The 18,667-nt window shown below is 65.2% G+C and carries 18 protein-coding genes; 8 read left to right on the top strand and 10 right to left on the bottom strand.

Annotated elements, in window-relative coordinates; all coding sequences use genetic code 11:
- Positions 1-13 precede the first annotated feature (13 nt).
- On the top strand, positions 14-343 hold the full coding sequence (locus tag HWX14_RS22560; RefSeq protein WP_175884564.1) for a DUF3579 domain-containing protein: 330 nt from the start codon (positions 14-16) through the stop codon (positions 341-343).
- A 239-nt stretch (positions 344-582) separates the two neighbouring features.
- Positions 583-1,434: an alpha/beta hydrolase gene (locus tag HWX14_RS22555; protein WP_175884563.1), complete on the top strand. Its 852-nt coding sequence runs from the start codon at positions 583-585 to the stop codon at positions 1,432-1,434.
- A gap of 102 nt (positions 1,435-1,536) precedes the next feature.
- Here the strand turns inward: HWX14_RS22555 and HWX14_RS22550 are convergent, their stop codons facing one another.
- Entirely contained in the window at positions 1,537-1,977 is a 441-nt protein-coding gene (locus HWX14_RS22550; protein WP_175884562.1) for a PACE efflux transporter, read from the bottom strand.
- A gap of 101 nt (positions 1,978-2,078) precedes the next feature.
- On the opposite strand from HWX14_RS22550, the gene HWX14_RS22545 reads away from it, so the two are divergent.
- On the top strand, positions 2,079-2,960 hold the full coding sequence (locus tag HWX14_RS22545) for a LysR family transcriptional regulator (protein WP_175884561.1): 882 nt from the start codon (positions 2,079-2,081) through the stop codon (positions 2,958-2,960).
- Positions 2,961-3,040: 80 nt separating this feature from the next.
- Here the strand turns inward: HWX14_RS22545 and HWX14_RS22540 are convergent, their stop codons facing one another.
- Positions 3,041-3,469: a Tautomerase enzyme gene (locus HWX14_RS22540; RefSeq protein WP_175884560.1), complete on the bottom strand. Its 429-nt coding sequence runs from the start codon at positions 3,467-3,469 to the stop codon at positions 3,041-3,043.
- 127 nt (positions 3,470-3,596) lie between these two features.
- Here HWX14_RS22540 and HWX14_RS22535 point away from each other — a divergent pair, with 127 nt between their 5' ends.
- Positions 3,597-4,190 carry a TetR/AcrR family transcriptional regulator gene (locus tag HWX14_RS22535; protein ID WP_175884559.1) on the top strand — a complete coding sequence of 198 codons (594 nt, stop codon included), beginning with the start codon at positions 3,597-3,599 and terminating at the stop codon, positions 4,188-4,190.
- A gap of 29 nt (positions 4,191-4,219) precedes the next feature.
- On the opposite strand, the gene HWX14_RS22530 is transcribed toward HWX14_RS22535, so the two are convergent.
- The gene (locus HWX14_RS22530; RefSeq protein ID WP_175884558.1) at positions 4,220-4,633 is read right to left on the bottom strand and encodes a hypothetical protein; all 414 of its coding nucleotides are present in this window, start codon (positions 4,631-4,633) and stop codon (positions 4,220-4,222) included.
- 259 nt (positions 4,634-4,892) lie between these two features.
- Between HWX14_RS22530 and HWX14_RS22525 the strand changes: the two genes are divergently transcribed.
- Positions 4,893-5,900 (top strand): questin oxidase family protein, encoded by a 1,008-nt coding sequence (locus HWX14_RS22525; protein ID WP_175884557.1) that lies wholly within the window; start codon positions 4,893-4,895, stop codon positions 5,898-5,900.
- Positions 5,901-6,089: 189 nt separating this feature from the next.
- Here HWX14_RS22525 and opcM read toward each other — a convergent pair whose 3' ends face one another.
- From opcM to HWX14_RS22505, 4 genes are read right to left on the bottom strand one after another with little or no spacing between them, the layout of a single operon-like run.
- On the bottom strand, positions 6,090-7,625 hold the full coding sequence (gene opcM / locus HWX14_RS22520) for a multidrug efflux transporter outer membrane subunit OpcM (RefSeq protein ID WP_175884556.1): 1,536 nt from the start codon (positions 7,623-7,625) through the stop codon (positions 6,090-6,092).
- A 10-nt stretch (positions 7,626-7,635) separates the two neighbouring features.
- The gene (gene ceoB, locus HWX14_RS22515) at positions 7,636-10,821 is read right to left on the bottom strand and encodes a multidrug efflux RND transporter permease subunit CeoB (RefSeq protein WP_175884555.1); all 3,186 of its coding nucleotides are present in this window, start codon (positions 10,819-10,821) and stop codon (positions 7,636-7,638) included.
- Between the two features lie 45 nt (positions 10,822-10,866).
- Complete coding sequence (gene ceoA, locus HWX14_RS22510; protein WP_175884554.1) at positions 10,867-12,084, bottom strand: multidrug efflux RND transporter periplasmic adaptor subunit CeoA; 1,218 nt, start codon at positions 12,082-12,084, stop codon at positions 10,867-10,869.
- Positions 12,085-12,122: 38 nt separating this feature from the next.
- Positions 12,123-12,983, bottom strand: a complete 861-nt coding sequence (locus tag HWX14_RS22505) for an alpha/beta hydrolase (protein WP_050017334.1) — start codon at positions 12,981-12,983, stop codon at positions 12,123-12,125.
- 174 nt (positions 12,984-13,157) lie between these two features.
- Here HWX14_RS22505 and ceoR point away from each other — a divergent pair, with 174 nt between their 5' ends.
- On the top strand, positions 13,158-14,162 hold the full coding sequence (gene ceoR / locus HWX14_RS22500) for a putative multidrug efflux transcriptional regulator CeoR (RefSeq protein ID WP_175884553.1): 1,005 nt from the start codon (positions 13,158-13,160) through the stop codon (positions 14,160-14,162).
- Positions 14,163-14,180: 18 nt separating this feature from the next.
- Here ceoR and HWX14_RS22495 read toward each other — a convergent pair whose 3' ends face one another.
- Positions 14,181-14,798, bottom strand: a complete 618-nt coding sequence (locus HWX14_RS22495; RefSeq protein WP_175884552.1) for a hypothetical protein — start codon at positions 14,796-14,798, stop codon at positions 14,181-14,183.
- 355 nt (positions 14,799-15,153) lie between these two features.
- On the bottom strand, positions 15,154-15,471 hold the full coding sequence (locus tag HWX14_RS22490) for an H-NS histone family protein (protein ID WP_175884551.1): 318 nt from the start codon (positions 15,469-15,471) through the stop codon (positions 15,154-15,156).
- Positions 15,472-15,802: 331 nt separating this feature from the next.
- On the opposite strand from HWX14_RS22490, the gene HWX14_RS22485 reads away from it, so the two are divergent.
- Positions 15,803-16,489 (top strand): response regulator transcription factor, encoded by a 687-nt coding sequence (locus HWX14_RS22485; RefSeq protein WP_175884550.1) that lies wholly within the window; start codon positions 15,803-15,805, stop codon positions 16,487-16,489.
- Positions 16,490-16,873: 384 nt separating this feature from the next.
- Positions 16,874-17,167 (top strand): DUF4148 domain-containing protein, encoded by a 294-nt coding sequence (locus tag HWX14_RS22480; RefSeq protein ID WP_175884549.1) that lies wholly within the window; start codon positions 16,874-16,876, stop codon positions 17,165-17,167.
- Between the two features lie 222 nt (positions 17,168-17,389).
- Here the strand turns inward: HWX14_RS22480 and HWX14_RS22475 are convergent, their stop codons facing one another.
- Positions 17,390-18,469 carry a purine nucleoside permease gene (locus tag HWX14_RS22475; protein WP_175884548.1) on the bottom strand — a complete coding sequence of 360 codons (1,080 nt, stop codon included), beginning with the start codon at positions 18,467-18,469 and terminating at the stop codon, positions 17,390-17,392.
- Positions 18,470-18,667: the final 198 nt, after the last annotated feature.

The raw sequence follows: 18,667 nt of genomic DNA, 5'->3' as shown, positions 1-18,667 counted from the left end.
CACGCACAACAGCATGGATCGCATCGAAGTAACCGGACACGGCCGTATCGCCGGCCACCTGATCCGCGGCATCACGCGCGCGCAGAAAACCTTCCGCCCGAGCGACTGGCCCGAGCGCCTCGCGGGCGTCATCACGCTGTTCGTCGGCGAACGGCGGCCCGGCTATCCGTGCGCGCTGTCGCGGCTCGCGATGCCGGTCGTCGACGGCGGCGTCAAATGCCTGTTCGTGTCGGACGAATTGCGTGGCGTGTGCGCGGACGCATTCGAGTTCGCGATGCAGTTCGCGGCCGACAACGACCTGCCTGTCGAGCTTCAGGGTGTGCCGGCGTTGACGGTGCGGTGATGCGCCCCCTTCCCCGCTCTGATGCAAAAGCGCGTGCGCGCAGGCCGCCGCACGCCCCTTTCGGCACCGCAATCAATCGTCAGATGATTGAAGGCTTCGACACATGACCACGCTCCGACAGGGGTCTCCGGCGCAGCCATCAATAAAATTGATCGTCACGATGAAAATTATGCGTTTTCCTTGCAGGTCGCCGTGATGCATAGTTGCGTCGTGTTGACGCACCTTTGAGTCTTTCAGTCATGAACATGCGAATCGAGCCGTCCGTGCTCGCGAACCCCGACCTGCAATTTGCGACGCTTTCGTCAGGCATCAGCCTGCCGTATGTCGAGCGGGGCAGCGGTGCGCCGATGGTGTTCGTGCACGGCTCGCTGTGCGACTACCGCTATTGGGATCCGCAACTGGCGGCGCTGTCGACGCACTACCGCTGCATCGCGCCGAGCCTGAGCCACTACTGGCCGGCCGTCGAAGCGGGCATCCAGGACGAGTTCAGCTGGCAGAACCACGTCGACGAGCTCGCCGAATTCATCGACGCGCTCGATCTCGGCCCCGTGCATCTGGTCGGCCATTCCCGCGGCGGCAGCGTCGCGTTCAACGTCGCGCGCCAGCATCCGCACCTCGTCGAATCGCTGACGCTCGCCGATCCGGGCGGCCCGCTGCAACAGCCGGGCGTGCGCGAAGCCGCGCTGCCGGCCGCCGCGATCGCGCTGCGCACGAAGGCCGTGAACCTGATCGATCAAGGTGAAGTCGAAGCCGGCCTCGAGATGTTCGTCGATTCGGTGAGCCTGCCCGGCGCATGGAAGAAGAGCACGTCGCGCTTCCGCACGATGGCGATCGACAATGCGAGCACGCTGCCGAAGCAGCTGCGCGACCCGCTGCCCGCGTATTCGCAGCACACGGCCGGCGATATCGCGTGCCGCACGCTGCTGATCGACGGCCAGCGCAGCCCGAAGATGTTCCGCCACAACGTCGATACGCTGTCGCAGTGGATCGGCCATGCGCAACGGCAGACGGTTGCCGGTGCATCGCACGGGATGAATGCGGCGAGCCCCGCCGTGTTCAACCGTTACGTGCACGAGTTCGTCGCCGCGTAACGTCGCGGGCGGCATGCGCGCCGCCCGGCCTTCCTCTTTCTTGCAGAAGCGAAACGGCGCGGGCTGTCCGCATCGTTTCGCATCCCGCTGCATCCTTCTGCATCACGCCGCCGACGCCGCCTTGCGCGTCACCGCATCCGGCAACCCGAACACGCTGTCGAACGCCCAGTTGTACGCGAACGTGAAGATCGGGAAGAACACGATCAGCACCGCGTCGTACAGGAGCGCCTGCCATAACGACACGTCGAGCCACCACGCGATCAGCGGGATCAGGAACGTCACGAGCGCGACCTGAAACCCGATCGCATGCACGACACGCCGCCCGACGGTGCGCGTCGTTTCCGCACGCCGCCGCTCCCACGCCTCGAACCCGAGGTTGTACAGAAAATTGACGATGACGCCCGTCGTCGAGATCATCACGCCGAGCAGCCCGCTCGTCGCCGCGCTCGCGCCGCTCAGCATCCCGAGCACCGACGACGCGACGAGGATGCCGAGCACCTCGAACATCACGACGTAGACTATGCGTCTCTTCCATCCTTGCATGACCGACCACCTTCGTTTCGAACAAGGTGGCGAGACTACAGCGGGCACTGCGTCCGCCAAAGTCAGGTCCTTTCAATTTTTCTGACAGGAGGCGGCGGACCATGCTGACCAGCGATCACATCGACATGCTGCTGACCGTCATCGACAAAGGCTCGTTCTCGGCGGCCGCGCGTGCGCTCGGCCGCACGCCGTCGGCGGTCAGCATGGCGATCGCGAACCTCGAGGCCGAGCTGGACCTCGTGCTGTTCGATCGCGGCTCGCGCGAGCCGACGCCCACCGCCGCGATGACCGCGCTGCTGCCCGACGCGCGCGCAATCGCCGAACGGCTGCATGCGCTGCGTGCGCATGCGCAGCACTTGTCGGAAGGTGTCGAGGACACGCTGCGGCTGGGGCTCGCGGCCGAAGTCGACGGCGCGCCGATTGCGCGCGCGCTGACCGCCGTCGCCGCGAAATATCCGGCGCTCGTGGTCAGCGTCGTCACCGCGCCGCAGGATGCGATCGTCGATGCGCTGCATCGCGGCGCCGTCGATCTTTGCGTCGCGTACGGCGGGCTCGATCTTCATCCGCAGGAACAGATTCACGCGCTGTGGACCGAGACGCTGATCGCGGTTGCCGCGCCCGGTCATCCGGCGATTGCCGACGCCGCGCATCCGGAGGCGATCGAGCGGCTGTCGGGGTTTCGGCAGATCGTGATCGCCGATCCGGAGCGGCCGCTCACCGACGTGCGGCCGCTGATCGGCAACCGCACGTGGAAGGTGACCGACATGGCCACCGCGATCGCACTCGTGAAGGCCGGGCATGGCTGGGCGAATTTGCCGGAGTCGGTCATCGGCCGGTATGTCGACGGCGGCGAACTCGCGCCGCTCGTGTTCGCGAACATCCGCAACGGGTTGCCGCTGCCTGTGTATTTGCGGCGGCCGAAACATACGGGGCTCGGCAAGGCCGCCGGAGAACTCGTGCGGGCGCTGCGGGCTGAAGGCTGAAGACGGCCCGCATTCAGCGGTGCGGCGATGGCGTCGCCGCACCGTTCGTCAACGCATAACGGCTTGACCGTTAGTTGCGATCACTGCACCGCCGCCGCGCTCTGGATGGAATCGACCAGCGCCGCGTTGTCGTAACGGCGTCCGGCGATACCCCATCCGCCGTCGACCGCGTGAACGACGTTGACCCACACCTGCGTGGGCGTCAGCCGCCCGCGCGCGCGGCGCAGCACGATCTCGGTCGCCCGTTCGACGAATCGCCGCTGCGTGTCCGGCGCGGCAAGCGCGACGGCCGGCAGCTTCAGTTCGACGAACGCCGCCGCCTCCGCGCGGCCCTGCACGAAGGTCCGGTCACGCGGCAGCACGTTCAGCGTGCCGATCACGTTCGGCGCCAGGAACGCGTTCCCGGTCAATCCTTCAACCTCCAGCAGCGCATCGGTCAACTCGGCAAACACCGGCCCTTCGTCTTCCTGCGTGAAAACCCCTTCTGATACGGTCAGCGTAATCGGCATCGCACTTTCTCCAGGTCAGGTCATCGGGATCGTGACGTGATATAAATACCAGTCACTCTCTATACATTAGACACTGATCGCTCTCTATACAAGCAATAAAGAGCGATCGCTCTGAAGCGAGCCTGTCATGCGTTATTCCGCCGAGCACAAGAATGAAACCCGCACCCGCATCCTCGAAGCCGCGAGCCGCCTGTTCCGGCAGGAAGGGTATGGCGGCTCCGGCATCGGTCCGTTGACGAAGGCGGCAGGCGTCACCAACGGCGCGTTCTACGGGCATTTCAAGTCGAAGGGCGAAGCGTTCCGCCAGATCGTGCTCGACGGCCTCGACCAGCTCCGGCAAGGCGTCGCGACGTTCAAGGCCGAGCATGGCGCGCGTTGGCGGCGCCCGTTCGTGGCGTTCTATCTCGGGCCGCGACGCACCTGCGCCCTCGGCGAAAGCTGTGCGCTGCCGAGCCTGTCGCCCGAAGTGATGCGCGCCGACGACGACACGCGCGACGCCTATGAACAGGCGTTGCGGCAGATCGTCGACGAAGTGTCGTCCGGGCTCGGCGACACGCCCGACGACGATCGCGCGATCGCGTTCCTCGCGCTGCTGTCAGGCGGCGTCACGCTCGCGCGTGCGGTGCGCGACCCCGAACTCGCGCAGCGCATCGCCGATGCGGTCGGCCGTTATGCGGTGGTGATCGCCGAGCCTACCGACGTACGGCCCGAGTCGGCATGACGTCACTTATCGACACGTTGCTCGGAAAGTCAGCGGATAAGCTGTCCGGAAACCCGAGCCCACACCGCCCGAAGACGTCGCGCGCGGTCTTCTAATAGATATGAGGCTGCAAGCGTCAAGAGACCTGAAATCGCACCCGTCACGATGTGCTCGACATAGGGAATCCGGTAATGACTCGTGTGCGAGTAGGCGTCGCCCAACGTCGTCAGGACACCAACGACCAGCGCATTGCCGTATCGATGCGCGTAGAGTTTCCCTACAGGCGTGAAAGTCAACAGTACAGCCAGGAGTCCGGTAAGCAGACCGGTATGAAATGCGATGCTCCAGTGGGAAAGGCTCATGATGTTTCCCCAACTCCCCGGCATGCAGGTCATGCACGCACTGGTCGGCTGCCAGAAACGCTGGACGAACAGTCTGACGCGGTGCTTCCACTCGGTTGACATGATGCGTTCCCATCAATGCCGTTGCAACGGCTGGCGCGCCACTACACGTAGTGTTGAAGCAGTTTCCAAACTCTTGACGGACTCGCCGCTGTCGTCACCGATGGGTCGGCTGCGCGCCGTAGAGGCCGGGCAATCACCTGGACATGGGGGAATACTACTCCGCGATCAGACGGCCGCTGTTCTCTCGTCACCGCTCTTGACTTGAAGTTTGCTTGAATTTTTATCATGACGCTCATCCCTTCGATTGAGAGACGGCAATATGCGCGACGACTCCGACTCTGTTCGCCTCAAACTGAACGAGCTTCTCGATGCGAACGCACGCTTCGATCTTGCTGCCAAAGGTACGACGAACCACTGCCCGATGGCGCTCATTGCATTGGCCAATATGGGCGCCTCGTCAGCTCGTCTGCAGGAATTTTTCGATATGTGGGAGCGCAAATTCGCGTTACTTGCGCCACCAGTCGACACGATGATTTCTCGCGGGGACTGGACAAAACATTTGGGTAACCGGGCCGCGTTCGGCGCTCTGCGTCTTTGCTTTCAGGACTGGATAACAGATGCCGGCATCGTTCCAGTGATCGCGGCCGTGCTGCAAGCGGTTCCGTTCGCCCCCGCTAGCGGGGCCTTTCACGCCGTGATCCGACTGGCCTACGGCATTGAGGTCGGACATGCCGGCGAGATTGCTTCGGGCCTTGCATCGTTGATTTCGTCGCACCTGCCAATTGACGTTATTCCGGACCAAAACCCCACGGCGGACAGCATCGATGCCGGATTCGACCATGTCGCACAGGCATTGAGTGGTGTAACACTCCCGCGCGACTCGATCACGTCGCGTTTGCGTGCTGTTGCCGCCGATGTGCGGTTTGGCAAGGCGGTCCTTGCGCCTCCGACCAATGTCGCGTTGCTGGACGATCTGGCGCAGGCGACCATCGGCGCTTACTGGCGTAAGCCGAACTTCACACTGCTCCATACCGTTACCGCAACCCGTGCCGCACGAATCGTCTTTGCCCAGCTTCACGAAGACCTGATCAAGCAGTTGCTGCCGAACCTCTGGATTGCGCTATGCGCCGCTTACGCAACGGTCGGGAGACTCCCCCTCGCAGAAGCAAATGTTCCAGATATCGACATCGACTGGAGCGACGTCTGCCGGATGACGGTCGCCTCGGACGACGATCACGTGATCAAGATGACATACACCTGTCTTTGCGAGGACCGACGCGATCCATCATCGCGTTACCTCGCTGCAGCGGCAAGGCTCGTATCGTAGCCGGCTTACGTTTGCGACCAAAACCGTCGAGGATTTAGCTGCGCTCGTCGAGCGACCGTTCCTGGCCGATCGCCAACATCCCGCGAAATTTGCGAGCAACCATGAAAACCCCGGCACACAGACCTGAGCCTGCATACCGGGGTTTTTCGCTTCACGACCAGCGAGCAACGAATCGCCCGCCGTCCGCGCTTACCGCGCCGCCACTTCCGCCTTGACGGCCCCCGCATCGCCGACCGCCGTCGGCGCCGGGCCCCACCCGCCGCCCAACGCACGAATCAGATTGACGGTCGATACCGCCTGCGCCCCCGTCAACTGGTTCGCCTGCAACTGCGACTGCAACACCGACCGCTCGCTGTCGATCACATCCAGATACGCGACCTCACCTTCCTGATACTGCGTGCGCGACAACGTCGCCGCCCGGCGCGACGCGTTGACGGCCGCATCCTGCGCGCGGATCTGATCGTCGAGCAGACGCAGATCGGCGAGATTGTCCTCGACCTCGCGGAACGCGACGAGCACCTGCTGCCGGTAGTTCGCGACCTGTTCGTCGTACTGCGCGCGCGCCTGCTGCACGCCGGCCGCACGCCGCCCGCCGTCGAACAGCGGCAGCGTCAGCGCGGTGCCGGCGAACGGCCCGAGCAGGAACGTGCGGCTCGACCACAGGAACAGGTTGCCGAGCGTCGACGCTTCATACCCGAACGCCCCCGTGATATCGAGCTTCGGGAAATACGCCGACTTCGCCAGCCCGATCCGCGCATTCGCGGCGGCCATCGCGCGCTCGGCCGCCGACACGTCCGGGCGGCGTTCGAGCAGCGCGGACGGCAGGCCCGGCGGAATCTTCACCGCGACCGGCACGATCGGCGTTTCCTTGAACGCGAAATCCGCGGGCGCCTTGCCGAGCAGAATGGCCAGCGCATGCTCCGACGCCGCGCGCCGGCGCGCGACGCCGACCGCATCGGCCTGCGCGCTCGCCAGTTCGTTCTTCGCGCGCGACACGTCGAGTTCGCTGATGTCGCCTTCGTTGAAGCGGCGCTGCACGAGCTTCAGCGCCTGCTCGCGCAGCTCCACCGTGCGGCGGTACAGGTCCTGGTCCGAATCGAGCTGGCGCAGTTCGAAGTAGTTCTGCGCGACGTCGGCCTGCAGCGCGAGCTGCACCGAGCGGAACAGCGCCTCGCTCTGCGCCTGGTCGGCGCGCGACGCCTCGACGTTGCGGCCGACGCGGCCGAACAGGTCGGCTTCGTACGACACCGTGCCCTGCGCGCGCCACAGCGTCGCGTTGGTCGGGCCGGTGCCCTGCGGCTGGAACTGCGACGCCGACGACAGCCCTTCGCGCGTCGGCCCGAACCCGGCGCCGATCTGCGGGAACCATTGCGAGCGCGCGGAACGGGTCGCCGCACGCGCTTCCTCGACCCGCGCGGCCGCGGCCTTCAGGTTCTGGTTCGCGGCGAGCGCCTGCGTCTCGAGCGAATCGAGCACCGGGTCGCCGAACACCTTCCACCATTCGCCGCGATGTTCGCTGTCCGACGGCTCGGCCGTCTTCCACGTGCCGGCCTGCTCGCCGGCGGCGAGGGTCGGCGCTTCCTTGAACGCGGCGGGCGCCGCCGCGTCCGGACGCTTGTAGTCGGGGCCCACCGCGCACGCGGCGAGCAGCGTCGCGAGCAGGGTGCTCGCGGCCGCCACCTTCGCGAAGCGCATCAGGCCGTTCGTGTTGTGCAAGTTATTCATTTTCTGGTCCTCAAGCATCGGGCGCCGGCACGCCGTACCCCGTCGAATCCTTGCCGGCGACGTGGATCTTGCCGCCCGCGAGCGTACGCAGCACGACGTAGAACACCGGCGTCAGCATCAGCCCGAACAGCGTCACGCCGAGCATCCCGAAGAACACCGCGACACCCATCGCATGGCGCATTTCCGAACCGGCGCCGGTCGACGTGACGAGCGGCACCACACCCATGATGAAGGCGATCGACGTCATCAGGATCGGGCGCAGCCGCAGCCGGCTCGCCTCGATCGCGGCCTCGAGCGGCGTCCTGCCGTCGTGCTCCAGTTCGCGTGCGAATTCGACGATCAGGATCGCGTTCTTCGCGGACAGCCCCACCAGCACCATCAGGCCGATCTGCGTGAAGATGTTGTTGTCGCCCTGCGTGAGCCACACGCCCGTCAGCGCCGACAGAATGCTCATCGGCACGATCAGGATCACCGCGAGCGGCAGCGTCAGGCTTTCATACAGCGCGGCGAGCACGAGGAACACGAGCAGCACGCTGATCGGGAACACATACATCGCCGAATCGCCCGCGAGGATTTGCTGGTACGTGAGGTCGGTCCATTCGAACCGCACGCCGCGCGGCAGCGTCTCGTGCGCAATGCGCTCGACCGCGGCCTGCGCCTGCCCCGACGAGAAGCCGGGCGCCGGGCCGCCGTTGATGTCGGCCGCCGTGTAGCCGTTGTAGCGCACGACCATTTCGGGGCCGAACGTCGGCGTCACCGTCACCAGCGACGACAGCGGCACCATCTCGCCCTTGTCGTTGCGGGTCTTCAACTGCAGGATGTCGTCCGCGCGCTGACGGAACGGCGCATCGGCCTGCACGCGCACCTGGTACACGCGCCCGAAGCGGTTGAAGTCGTTCACGTACAGCGAACCGAGATACACCTGCATCGTGTTGAACACGTCGGTCACCGGCACACCGAGCTGCTTCGCCTTCACGCGGTCGAGATCGACGTTGAGCTGCGGCACGTTGATCTGGTAGCTCGTGAACAGCGGGCCGAGCTCAGGCGCCTGCTGCGCGCGCTTGATGAAGTCGTTGGTCGCATCCGACAGCTTCGCGTAACCGACCGCGCCGCGATCCTCGATCTGCATCTTGAACCCGCCGAGCGTACCGAGGCCGAGCACCGGCGGCGGCGGGAACACCGCGACGAACGAATCCTTCATCGCGCTGTATTGCTGGTTCAGCGCCCCCGCGATCGCACCGGCCGACAGCGCCTTGCCGTGCCGCTCCGAGAACGGCTTCAGCGTGACGAACACGATGCCCGCGCTCGAGCTGTTGGTGAAGCCGTTCACCGACAGCCCCGGGAACGCGACCGCGCTCTCGACGCCCGGCTGCTTCAGCGCGATCGAACCCATGTCGCGGATCACCTTCTCGGTGCGGTCGAGCGATGCACCGTTCGGCAACTGCGCGAACGCGATCAGGTATTCCTTGTCCTGCGCGGGCACGAAGCCGCCCGGCACGACCTTCGACACGAGCACGGTCGCCCCAACCAGCACGAGGTACACGCCGAGCATCAGCGTCTTGCGCGACAGCACGCCGCGCACGCCGCGGCCGTAGTTCTCCGCGCCGCGATGGAACACCTTGTTGAAGCCGCGGAAGAAGCCGCCGAGCACGCGGTTCATCACGCGCGTGAGCCAGTCTTCCTTGTCGCCGTGCCCCTTCAGCAGGATCGCGGACAGCGCCGGCGACAGCGTCAGCGAGTTGAACGCCGAGATCACCGTCGAGATCGCGATGGTCATCGCGAACTGCTTGTAGAACTGGCCGGTCAGGCCCGACATGAACGCGAGCGGCACGAACACGGCGACGAGCGTCAGCGCGATCGCGATGATCGGCCCGCTCACTTCCTGCATCGCCTTGTAGGTCGCCTGCCGCGCGTTCATCCCGCCCTCGATGTTGCGCTCGACGTTCTCGACGACGACGATCGCATCGTCGACCACGATCCCGATCGCGAGCACCATCCCGAACAGCGACAACGCGTTGATCGAATACCCGAACGCGAGCAGCAGCGAGAACGTGCCGATGATCGACACCGGCACCGCGATCAGCGGAATCAGCGACGCGCGCCAGGTCTGCAGGAACACGATCACGACGATCACGACCAGCGCGATCGCTTCGAGCAGCGTGTGCACGACGGCCTTGATCGACGAGCGCACGAACTGCGTCGGGTCATAGACGATCTTGTAGTCGACGCCCGCCGGCATGTCCTGCTTCAGCTCGGCCATCGTCTTGCGCACTTCGTCCGAGATCTGCAGCGAGTTCGCGCCCGGCGACTGGTTGATCGCCATCGCGACGGCCGGCTTGTTGTCGAGCAGCGAGCGCAGCCCGTATTCGGATGCGTCGAGCTCGATCCGCGCGATGTCGCGCAGGTGCGTGACGCCGCCGTCCGGCGTCGTCTTCACGACGATGTCGCCGAATTCGTCTTCCGTCTGCAGACGGCCGCGCGCGTTCACCGACAGCTGCAGCGGCGTGCCGGGCAGCGACGGCGATGCGCCGATCACGCCGGCCGCGACCTGCACGTTCTGCTCGCGGATCGACTGCACGACGTCCTCGGCCGACAGCCCGCGCTGCGCGACCTTCTGCGGATCGAGCCACACGCGCATCGCGTAGTCGCCCGAACCCCACAGCTGCACCTGGCCGACGCCCTGGATCCGCGACAGGCGATCCTTCACGTTGATCAGCGCGTAGTTGCGCAGGTAGGTCATGTCGTAGCGGTTGTCCGGCGAGATCAGGTGGACCACCATCGTCAGCGTCGGCGAGCTCTTCACCGTGGTGATGCCGAGCCGCTGCACGTCTTCCGGCAGGCGCGGCAGCGCCTGGTTCACGCGGTTCTGCACGAGCTGCGTGGCCTTGTCCGGATCGGTGCCGAGCTTGAACGTGACGGTGATCGTCATGTTGCCGTCGCTGTTCGCCTGCGACTGCATGTAGAGCATGTCCTCGACGCCGTTGATCTGCTCTTCCAGCGGCGACGCGACCGTCTCGGCGATCACTTTCGGGTTCGCGCCCGGGTACTGCGCCTTCACGATCACGGAAGGCGGCACGACTTCCGGATATTCCGAAATCGGCAGCAGGAACATCGCGATCACCCCGCCGAGCAGGATGATCACCGATAGGACTCCTGCAAAGATCGGCCGGTCGATAAAGAATTTGGAAATGTTCATGTGTGGCTCTGTCTGGTTGAACGCGGATGCGAAGCGGCGCGCCGCTTACGAATCCGCCTTCGCCGGTGCGGCCGGCTTCGCGTTATCCGCGAGCGGCGCGGACGGATCGTCGCCGCCCGTCATCGGGACCATGTGCGGCTTCACCTGCGCGCCGGGGCGCACGCGCTGCGTGCCGTTCACGACCACGCGGTCGCCGGCGGCCAGGCCGCTCACGATCACGCGCCGGTTGCCGTGCTGCATCCCCGGCTGCACTTCGCGATACGACACGCGGCCCTGCTGATCGACGACGAACACGAACTTCTTGTCCTGGTCGGTGTTGATCGCCGCGTCGTCGACGAGCAATGCCTGGTGCGGCGCGCTGCCGCCTACCTTCACGCGGGCATAGAGGCCGGGCACGAGCGTGCCGTCCGCGTTGTCGAAGCGTGCACGCACGCGGATCGTGCCGGACGACGTGTCGAGCCGGTTGTCGACCGAATCGATCTCGCCGCTGCGCGAGTAGCCGGATTCGTTCGCGAGGCCGAGCTCGACCGGCACCTTGCGGCCGCTGCGCGCGCCGTTGATGTATTGCAGGTAGGTCTGTTCGTCCGCGTCGAACGACGCGTAGATCGGCGACACCGACACCAGCGTCGTCAGCGGCGCGGCCGATGCGCCGGCCGACACGACGTTGCCGAGCGTGATTTCCGCGCGCGACACGCGACCCGACACCGGTGCCGTGATGCGCGTATAGCCGAGGTTGATGCGCGCCGTTTCCAGTGCGGCTTCGGCGGCCTTCAGGTTCGCGTTCGCTTCGCGCGCCGCGTTCTGCTTCTCGTCGTAGTCGCGCTTCGCGATCGCGTTGTCGCCGATCAGCCGCTGCGCGCGCTGCCAGTCGGTCTGCGTATAGCCGTTGCGCGCCTGCGCGGCCGCGAGCTGCGCGGCGGCGCGGTCGACTTCCGCCTGGTACGGGCGCGGGTCGATCACGAACAGCACGTCGCCCTTCTTCACGAGCGCGCCGTCCTTGAAGTTCACCGCGACGATCGTGCCCGACACCTGCGGGCGCACGTCGACTTTCTCGACCGCTTCGAGGCGGCCCGAATAGCTTTGCCAGTCGGTGACGGTCTGCGGCACGACGGTCGCGACGTCGACTTCGGGCAGCGGCGCCGCCGCTTTCTCGGGGGCGTTCGCGTTCACGCGCATCGCGCCGAACGTGCCGAGGCCGACGACGGCGAGCGTGACGATCGCCGCGGTCGCGATTCGGGAACGGGAGGTGCGTAGGATGGCCATGTGGATCTCCAGGAAACGTGGATTGGTCTGGTTATTGGTTATTCGGAACGGTTCGGCTGGCGCGCCTGGAAGCGGCACTGGAAGAAGCGCACGGCTTCCTCGAATGCGGCTTCGTGCGTGGCGAGCGCGGCGTGCGTGATGTCCGGATAGCGGATCACCTGCGTGAGCACGCCCGACGAGATCAGGCAGCCCGCATATTTCTCCGCTTCGACGTGCAGCACGTCGTTCTGCGCGGTGACGACGAGCGTCGGCGGCAGCCCCGCGAGGCGCACCGATTCGATCGGCGCCGCGTACGGGTGCATGCGCTGCGCCGCCTGCGGCAGATACGCGCGATAGCAAGCCGCGCATTCGCGCGCGGTGATGTCGGACGCGAGGCGCTCGGCGTCGCCGATGCGCGTCATGCTCGGGTCGAGCATCGGCCCGAAGAGCGCCTGCGCGGCGATCGACACTTCGCCGCGGTCGCGGGCGATGAAGGCGAGGCAGTTCGCGAGCTGGCCGCCCGCGTCGTGCCCGGCGACCCCGATCTTCTTCGGGTTGCCGCCGAACGCACGGGCGCGCGTCGCGGCCCACACGGCGGCGCGATACGCATCCTCCGGCGCGGCCGGGAAGGGAAAGGCCGGCGCGAGCGAATAATCGACCGACACTACGAGAGCTGGTAAGCGTTCTGCTAAAAAGCGCGCGGCGAAATCCGCGTCTTCGAGCGAACCGCGGACGAAGCCGCCGCCGTGGAAATAAAGCACTACTGGTAACCCGGTCTTGTCCGGGCGGCGGTAGAGGCGCAGCACGATGTCCTGTGCGTAGCCGGGAATTTCCACTTCGGCAACCGTCAGCGCCGCGCCCGCTATGGCTTGAGCGGGCAGCGCGGCTTTCAGGAATTTGCTGAATTCAGAGGCGTCCATGACGATGCAGCATCCATTTCGAGATGGAACGAATTCTGGGTCCGGCAGACATTGGGATAAATGCCTATAATCCGGCAACACAATTCAACGCCCCCGAACAATCCGAGGCTGCGTTTACCCACGAGGTAGCGCAGCCTCTTTGTTCCGGCGGCAAATTAGATTGCGGAGGTTGTGATGGACCGGCTTCAGGCCATGCAGGTGTTTACTCGCGTCGTCGATACAAGCAGCTTCACCAAGGCAGCAGAAACGCTCGGCCTGCCGCGGGCGTCCGTCACGACGATCATCCAGAATCTCGAAGCCTTCCTCGGCGTGCGACTGATGCACCGGACCACGCGCCGGCTGTCGCTCACGCCGGACGGCGCCGCGTACTACGAACGCTGCGTGCGGATCCTCGCGGACGTCGAGGAAACCGAGGCAAGCTTCCAGGCCAACAACCGGAAACCGCACGGAAAGTTGCGTATCGACATGCCGGGCTCGATCGGGCGGCTGCTCGTGATCCCGTCGCTGTGCGAATTCCATACGCGCTATCCGGACATCGACCTGCAGCTCGGCCTGTCCGACCGGCCCGTCGACCTGCTGCAGGAAGGCGTCGACTGCGTGATCCGCGTCGGTGCGCTGCAGGACTCGTCGCTGGTCGCGCGCCGCGTCGGCCTGTTCGAATGCGTGACGGTCGCGTCGCCCGACTATCTCGAGCGCCACGGCGAGCCGCAGACGATCGACGATCTGAGCCAGCACAAGGCCGTCAACTACTTCTCGAGCCGCACCGGCCGCACGATCGACTGGACCTTCCTGATCGAAGGCAAGGAAGTCGAGATGAAGATGGAGGGCATCGTGTCGGTGAACGACGCGGATGCATACGTGACGTGCGGGGTCGAGGGCTTCGGGCTGATCCAGCCGCCGCTGTTCATGGTGCTGCCGCACCTGCGCGAAGGCCGGCTCAAGGAAGTGCTGCCCGGCGTCAAGCCGCTGCCGATGCCGATCTCGGTCGTGTATCCGCACAGCCGCCATCTGTCACCGAAGGTCCGCGTGTTCGTCGACTGGATCGCCGAAGTGTTCGACCGCTGCCCGCTGCTGAGCGGCAAGGGCAGCCTCGATGCGACGTGCAGCAAGCGCACGTTCGAGGAAGCCGAGCGCGCGCCGGCGCTCGATACGCCGGTCATCAACGAGTGGGTCGCCTGAACGGAGGGCATCGCCGCGTCACTTCGCCCGCCAGTTGCGGATGAACGCGCCGACCTGCACGTGACGCGCGACGCGGCCGGGCCGCACCTCGTGCGCCAGCAACCGCGCAAACTCGACGCGCTGCGTGTTCACATGCCGCGCGCAATGGCAATCGATCACCGCGATCTGGTGTTTCAGGAATGCGATCGTCTGCACGATGCCATTGCGCACGCTCGCGTGACACAACGTCAGCAGTTGATATTCCGCGATGTGCATGCGCGCCAGTTGACGTCGCCGCTGAACCAGGGCCTGCACGTGCGCCAGTTGCGGATCGGCTAGCGGCTCGACGAGGCGCCCGCACGACGGATGCCGGTCCAGCGCATCGGCGAGCGCCGCCAGCAGGCGCGCCCGCGCCCCTTTTCCGTCGAGCGGTAGCGTCGCCGAATCCGGGAGCCAGTCCCGCGCCTGATGCGGCTTGACGATGGCAAGCGGCAATCGCAGCGCCTGCAGCGCGCACGCCACCTCATGCTCGGCCCCGCCGGCCGATTCCAGCACGATGAGCGCGGGCGCCCATCCGGCGACCGCATCGGCCAGCGACTCGATGCCGAACGTCTCGTTCCGGTACCCGAAAATCGCGCTCACCGACGAAATACACATCTCTAGCGTGTCGTGTGTCACGCCGATACCCACGCAAATGGGTTCGGGCGCCAGCCCCGGATGATCCCGACCGGTCATTCCGTCGTTCATACGCATTTCCCCTCGCTACGACCCCGTATCCCGCCTCGTTGCCGGCAGGACCTTGGTCAGTTTCACGAAATGTCACAATGAAGATGTAATATGTTTGCATTGGAACCGGTCCCATTTATGATGGCGATCGGGCCCTGGCAAGCCAGCCAACCGACCGGCGATCGCGCTGTCGGTGACCGGCCTGCCGGGCGGGAGGAACGCACGGGGAAACATCAGCGTTACCGCACCGCCCGCACCCACATGCCGATTCATCATTCATACAAGATCAGGAGTACTCAGGTTGATTCGAATCGACGGGCGGCGCATCGATCGCGAACCGGCTTCGATCCTGACCGCGTATCCATGCCGGTTCACGGCCGACGCCGGACCACGTCTGTCCGGTCTCCGGATTGAAGTATTTCGCGCGACGCCTTCTTCCGGGTGTACCGCCGTCACCGGAAAAAATCTCGTGCGGCGTGAAACCGAACTCTTCGACACAACGTCGCACTTCGATCAATACCGTCGCCGCAATGGCAAGACGTTCCCGCTCCAGCTGGGCCTCGAGCAGCGCCTTCTTTTCCACAAACGACTTGTAAATCAACATGCCCGCCCCCCTGAATTCCTCGTTCCTGTCATTGCGCCGACCTGCTGCCGACACGATCAAGCGTAATCGCGCCGTTCGCGGAAATTGACAACCTTTGTCAACAAAGAGACCCAACCTCGTGCCTTCCACACACCCAAAAAAATGATCAATAGCACTAACTTAACGAATTCCACACGTTCAAAATCGTTGACAATTTTTCCGACGCATCGAGACGAATATCGCGGCAAATTACGTGCTGACGATCGTCGCGTGCGTGAGCCGGATCTCCCTTTCCCGCCCGGACGCTCGATACGGATTGGCCGTTACGATCAATATTGAAGGAGTCCGTAACATGAACGTTCTCTATCTCGAGGACGATCCCGCCTATGTCGAGTTGATCACGTCGATACTGGAACCGGCCGGCTATCGCATGCACGTGGTCAGCAACGGAGATCAGGCCATTCGCCATCTGGAGAGTTCGGTGGTCGATCTGCTGATACTCGACTGGCGGGTGCCCGGCATGTCCGGATTCGAAGTGCTCCAATGGACACGCGAACGCATCGGCGGCCATCTGCCGATCCTTTTTCTGACCAACCGGACGCGGGACGACGAGATCTTCTCCGCGATCAACGCAGGCGCGGACGACTACATGTCGAAGCCGATCAATCGGTTCGAACTGCAGGCACGGATCAATGCGCTGCTGAGGCGCGCCTATCACGGCGGCGGCAGCCGGCACGATGCGCTCAATCTCGGCTGCTACCTGATCGACACGAAGACGCGCACCGTGCTGTTGAACGGGGCGCCGGTCAAGCTGACGCCGCGGGAATTCGATCTCGCCGTGCTGCTGTTCCGCAATCCCGGGCGGATCATGCCGCGCGACGCGCTGATTCGCTCGCTCTGGGGGCGCGACATGGCTGGCGTGTCGCGCAGCCTCGACACGCATATCTACCGGCTGCGCATGAAGCTCGCGCTGCAGCCGTCGAACGGCGTGCGGCTCAGCGCGGTGTACACGTTGGGCTACCGGCTCGAAGCGATCTGACCCGTCGCCCACCATCGTGCGGCGTAACCGGCCGTTCCCGTCGGCACGACGCGCGATGAACGGCACGCGCCGCGGCATCCTGCCACCGTGCGCAAAGGACTATTGCCGCACTCGCACCGATCGTCGCGGCGCGCTCCGTCCGACCTGCCGTATCCCGCTGTCGGCGCCGCCGGGCAAGGCTATGCGCATGTCCTCACTGCGCGTGCGGATTCCAATTGTTCCTGTACAGCGACAATTCAATTCGCGTCTGCCGCATTTATCGCGACGGAACGGACACCTAGAGTAAACCCTGTCGCGCACCTCGTTGCGCATCGGACAGATCCCGCCTGGCGGGACCGGAGCCAACGCTCAGGCGCCAGCTCCGACATCTCTAGGAGTTACGCCATGAACCGCCGCCATCGTCTCTCGGCCCTTGCTCTCGCTCTCGCCGTGTCCGCCCCGGCTTTTGCCGATTCGGGCACCCCGCACGCCGGCGACTACGCCAACACGTCGTGGTACGCGCAACACAACGGCCCGCGGACGCGTGCCGAAGTAAGCGCGGAAGTCGAACAGGCACGCAAGGACGGCACGCTCGCATACCTGCGCAAGGCCACTTCGTATCCGCAAGGGCTCGAACTCGCCCAAGGTCCGTATCGCCCGATGCCGGAAGGCAATCAGCTCGCCGGCGGGGGCCGGTAAACGCGCGACGCCGCGCAGCGGGTCGGCCCGCGCGCGGCGTCTCAAACGACCTTGTCGACGACTCGCTGAGTCAGTGAGTTGCAGGAGCACATGATGAACGATCAACTTCCTTCGCCGCTCGATCACTGGGACGACACCACGCCGGTGTGGACGCCGTTCCGTTCCGGGCAGCAATCGCATTAAGGCTCGCGTCGACGCGTCGCTGATGCCGTCCTGCGGTGGTCAGCGACGCGGCACCCCATCACGCCATTCGCCCCAGTGCGTGACGATGTCCTGCACCAGCGGATTGCCCGCGCGGTACAGGTTTTCGGTCGCCGGCGCGAAGCCGCCCTGGTCCGCGTAGTTCAGCAGGTTGTCGGCGCTCGTCTGCCCCGCGTACGGCCGGTCGAAATCGGACCCCGTGCGCAGCACGGCCACGCGCGACAGGTCGACCCGCTTCACGCTCGCCGCGCGCTTGAGCGCTTCGAACGTCGCGTTGTCTTCCTGCGCGGTCATGCAGTAGGTGCCCGTGCCGTCCGTCAGGATCTTGGTCCACTGGCGCGCGCGCTCGCCGATCAGCGTGCCCGAGAACCACGTGTTGCCCGACGACGTGTCGCACTGGATCACCGTCGGCGGCCGGTTCGCCGGCGCATACGTGAATTTCGCGCGCGCGGCTTGCGCCTGTGCGCTGTCGGCGAGCACGACGTTGCGCGACAGCGCATACGCGGCATCGGTCAGCTGCGGGTTGAGCTGGAACACTTCGGTGCGATAGTCGAGCGGCGGCTTGTCGTTCGGGCTCTTCGTGTTGATGCCGAGATAGCCGGTGTTCCACCCGGCCGGAATCTCGCGCGCATCGAGCTCCCACTGCAGGCTGAAATCGACGAGGTATTTCGACCACGCGGCCGATCCGACCGTGCCCTGTGCCGGGTCGACGCCCGCGATGCCCGAGACCAGGAAATACGTGCGGCGCAGATCGAAGCGCTGCGAGAACGTGAGCGCCATGATCGTCGCCGACGCGTTCGCATAACCCATGCCGGTCGTGACCACGCACACGTCCTGCTTGTTGCAGTGGACGGCCGGATAGTCGGGCGACAGGCCGGGCACGGTAATGTCGCGCCACGGGCCGAGCCGGTCAAGCCATGCCTGGCCCTCCGGGCCGAACATCGTGATGATCATGACCTTGACCGGGCGCCCATGCGAGCCGGTCTCGGCGAATGCTGCGTTGCCTGCATCGTTGCCCTGGTTGTCCTGCGCGATCGACGGCGCGGTCGCACAGGCGGCAAGCGAGAATGCAGCAGCGGAAAGGATGGAGCGAGTCAGCATCGGCGTTCCTTGTTTCGATGATGTTGGGTGAGAACGGCTGTCGGAGACTGCGCGACGAGTATAGAACGGGCGTGCGCGGTGCGGAACCCGACTACGAAACGGCCGGCGGTGTTTCGTGCGAACGGATGCGTGTTGCGTGATCGAAAATCGCGCGTTCGTCGCGGCCCTGCAAACATCAGGAATGCTATTGGGTGCGCC

This window comes from Burkholderia sp. BCC0044, assembly GCF_902832955.1.
Taxonomy (GTDB): Bacteria; Pseudomonadota; Gammaproteobacteria; order Burkholderiales; family Burkholderiaceae; genus Burkholderia.
This window is presented reverse-complemented; position numbering and strand designations above follow the sequence as displayed.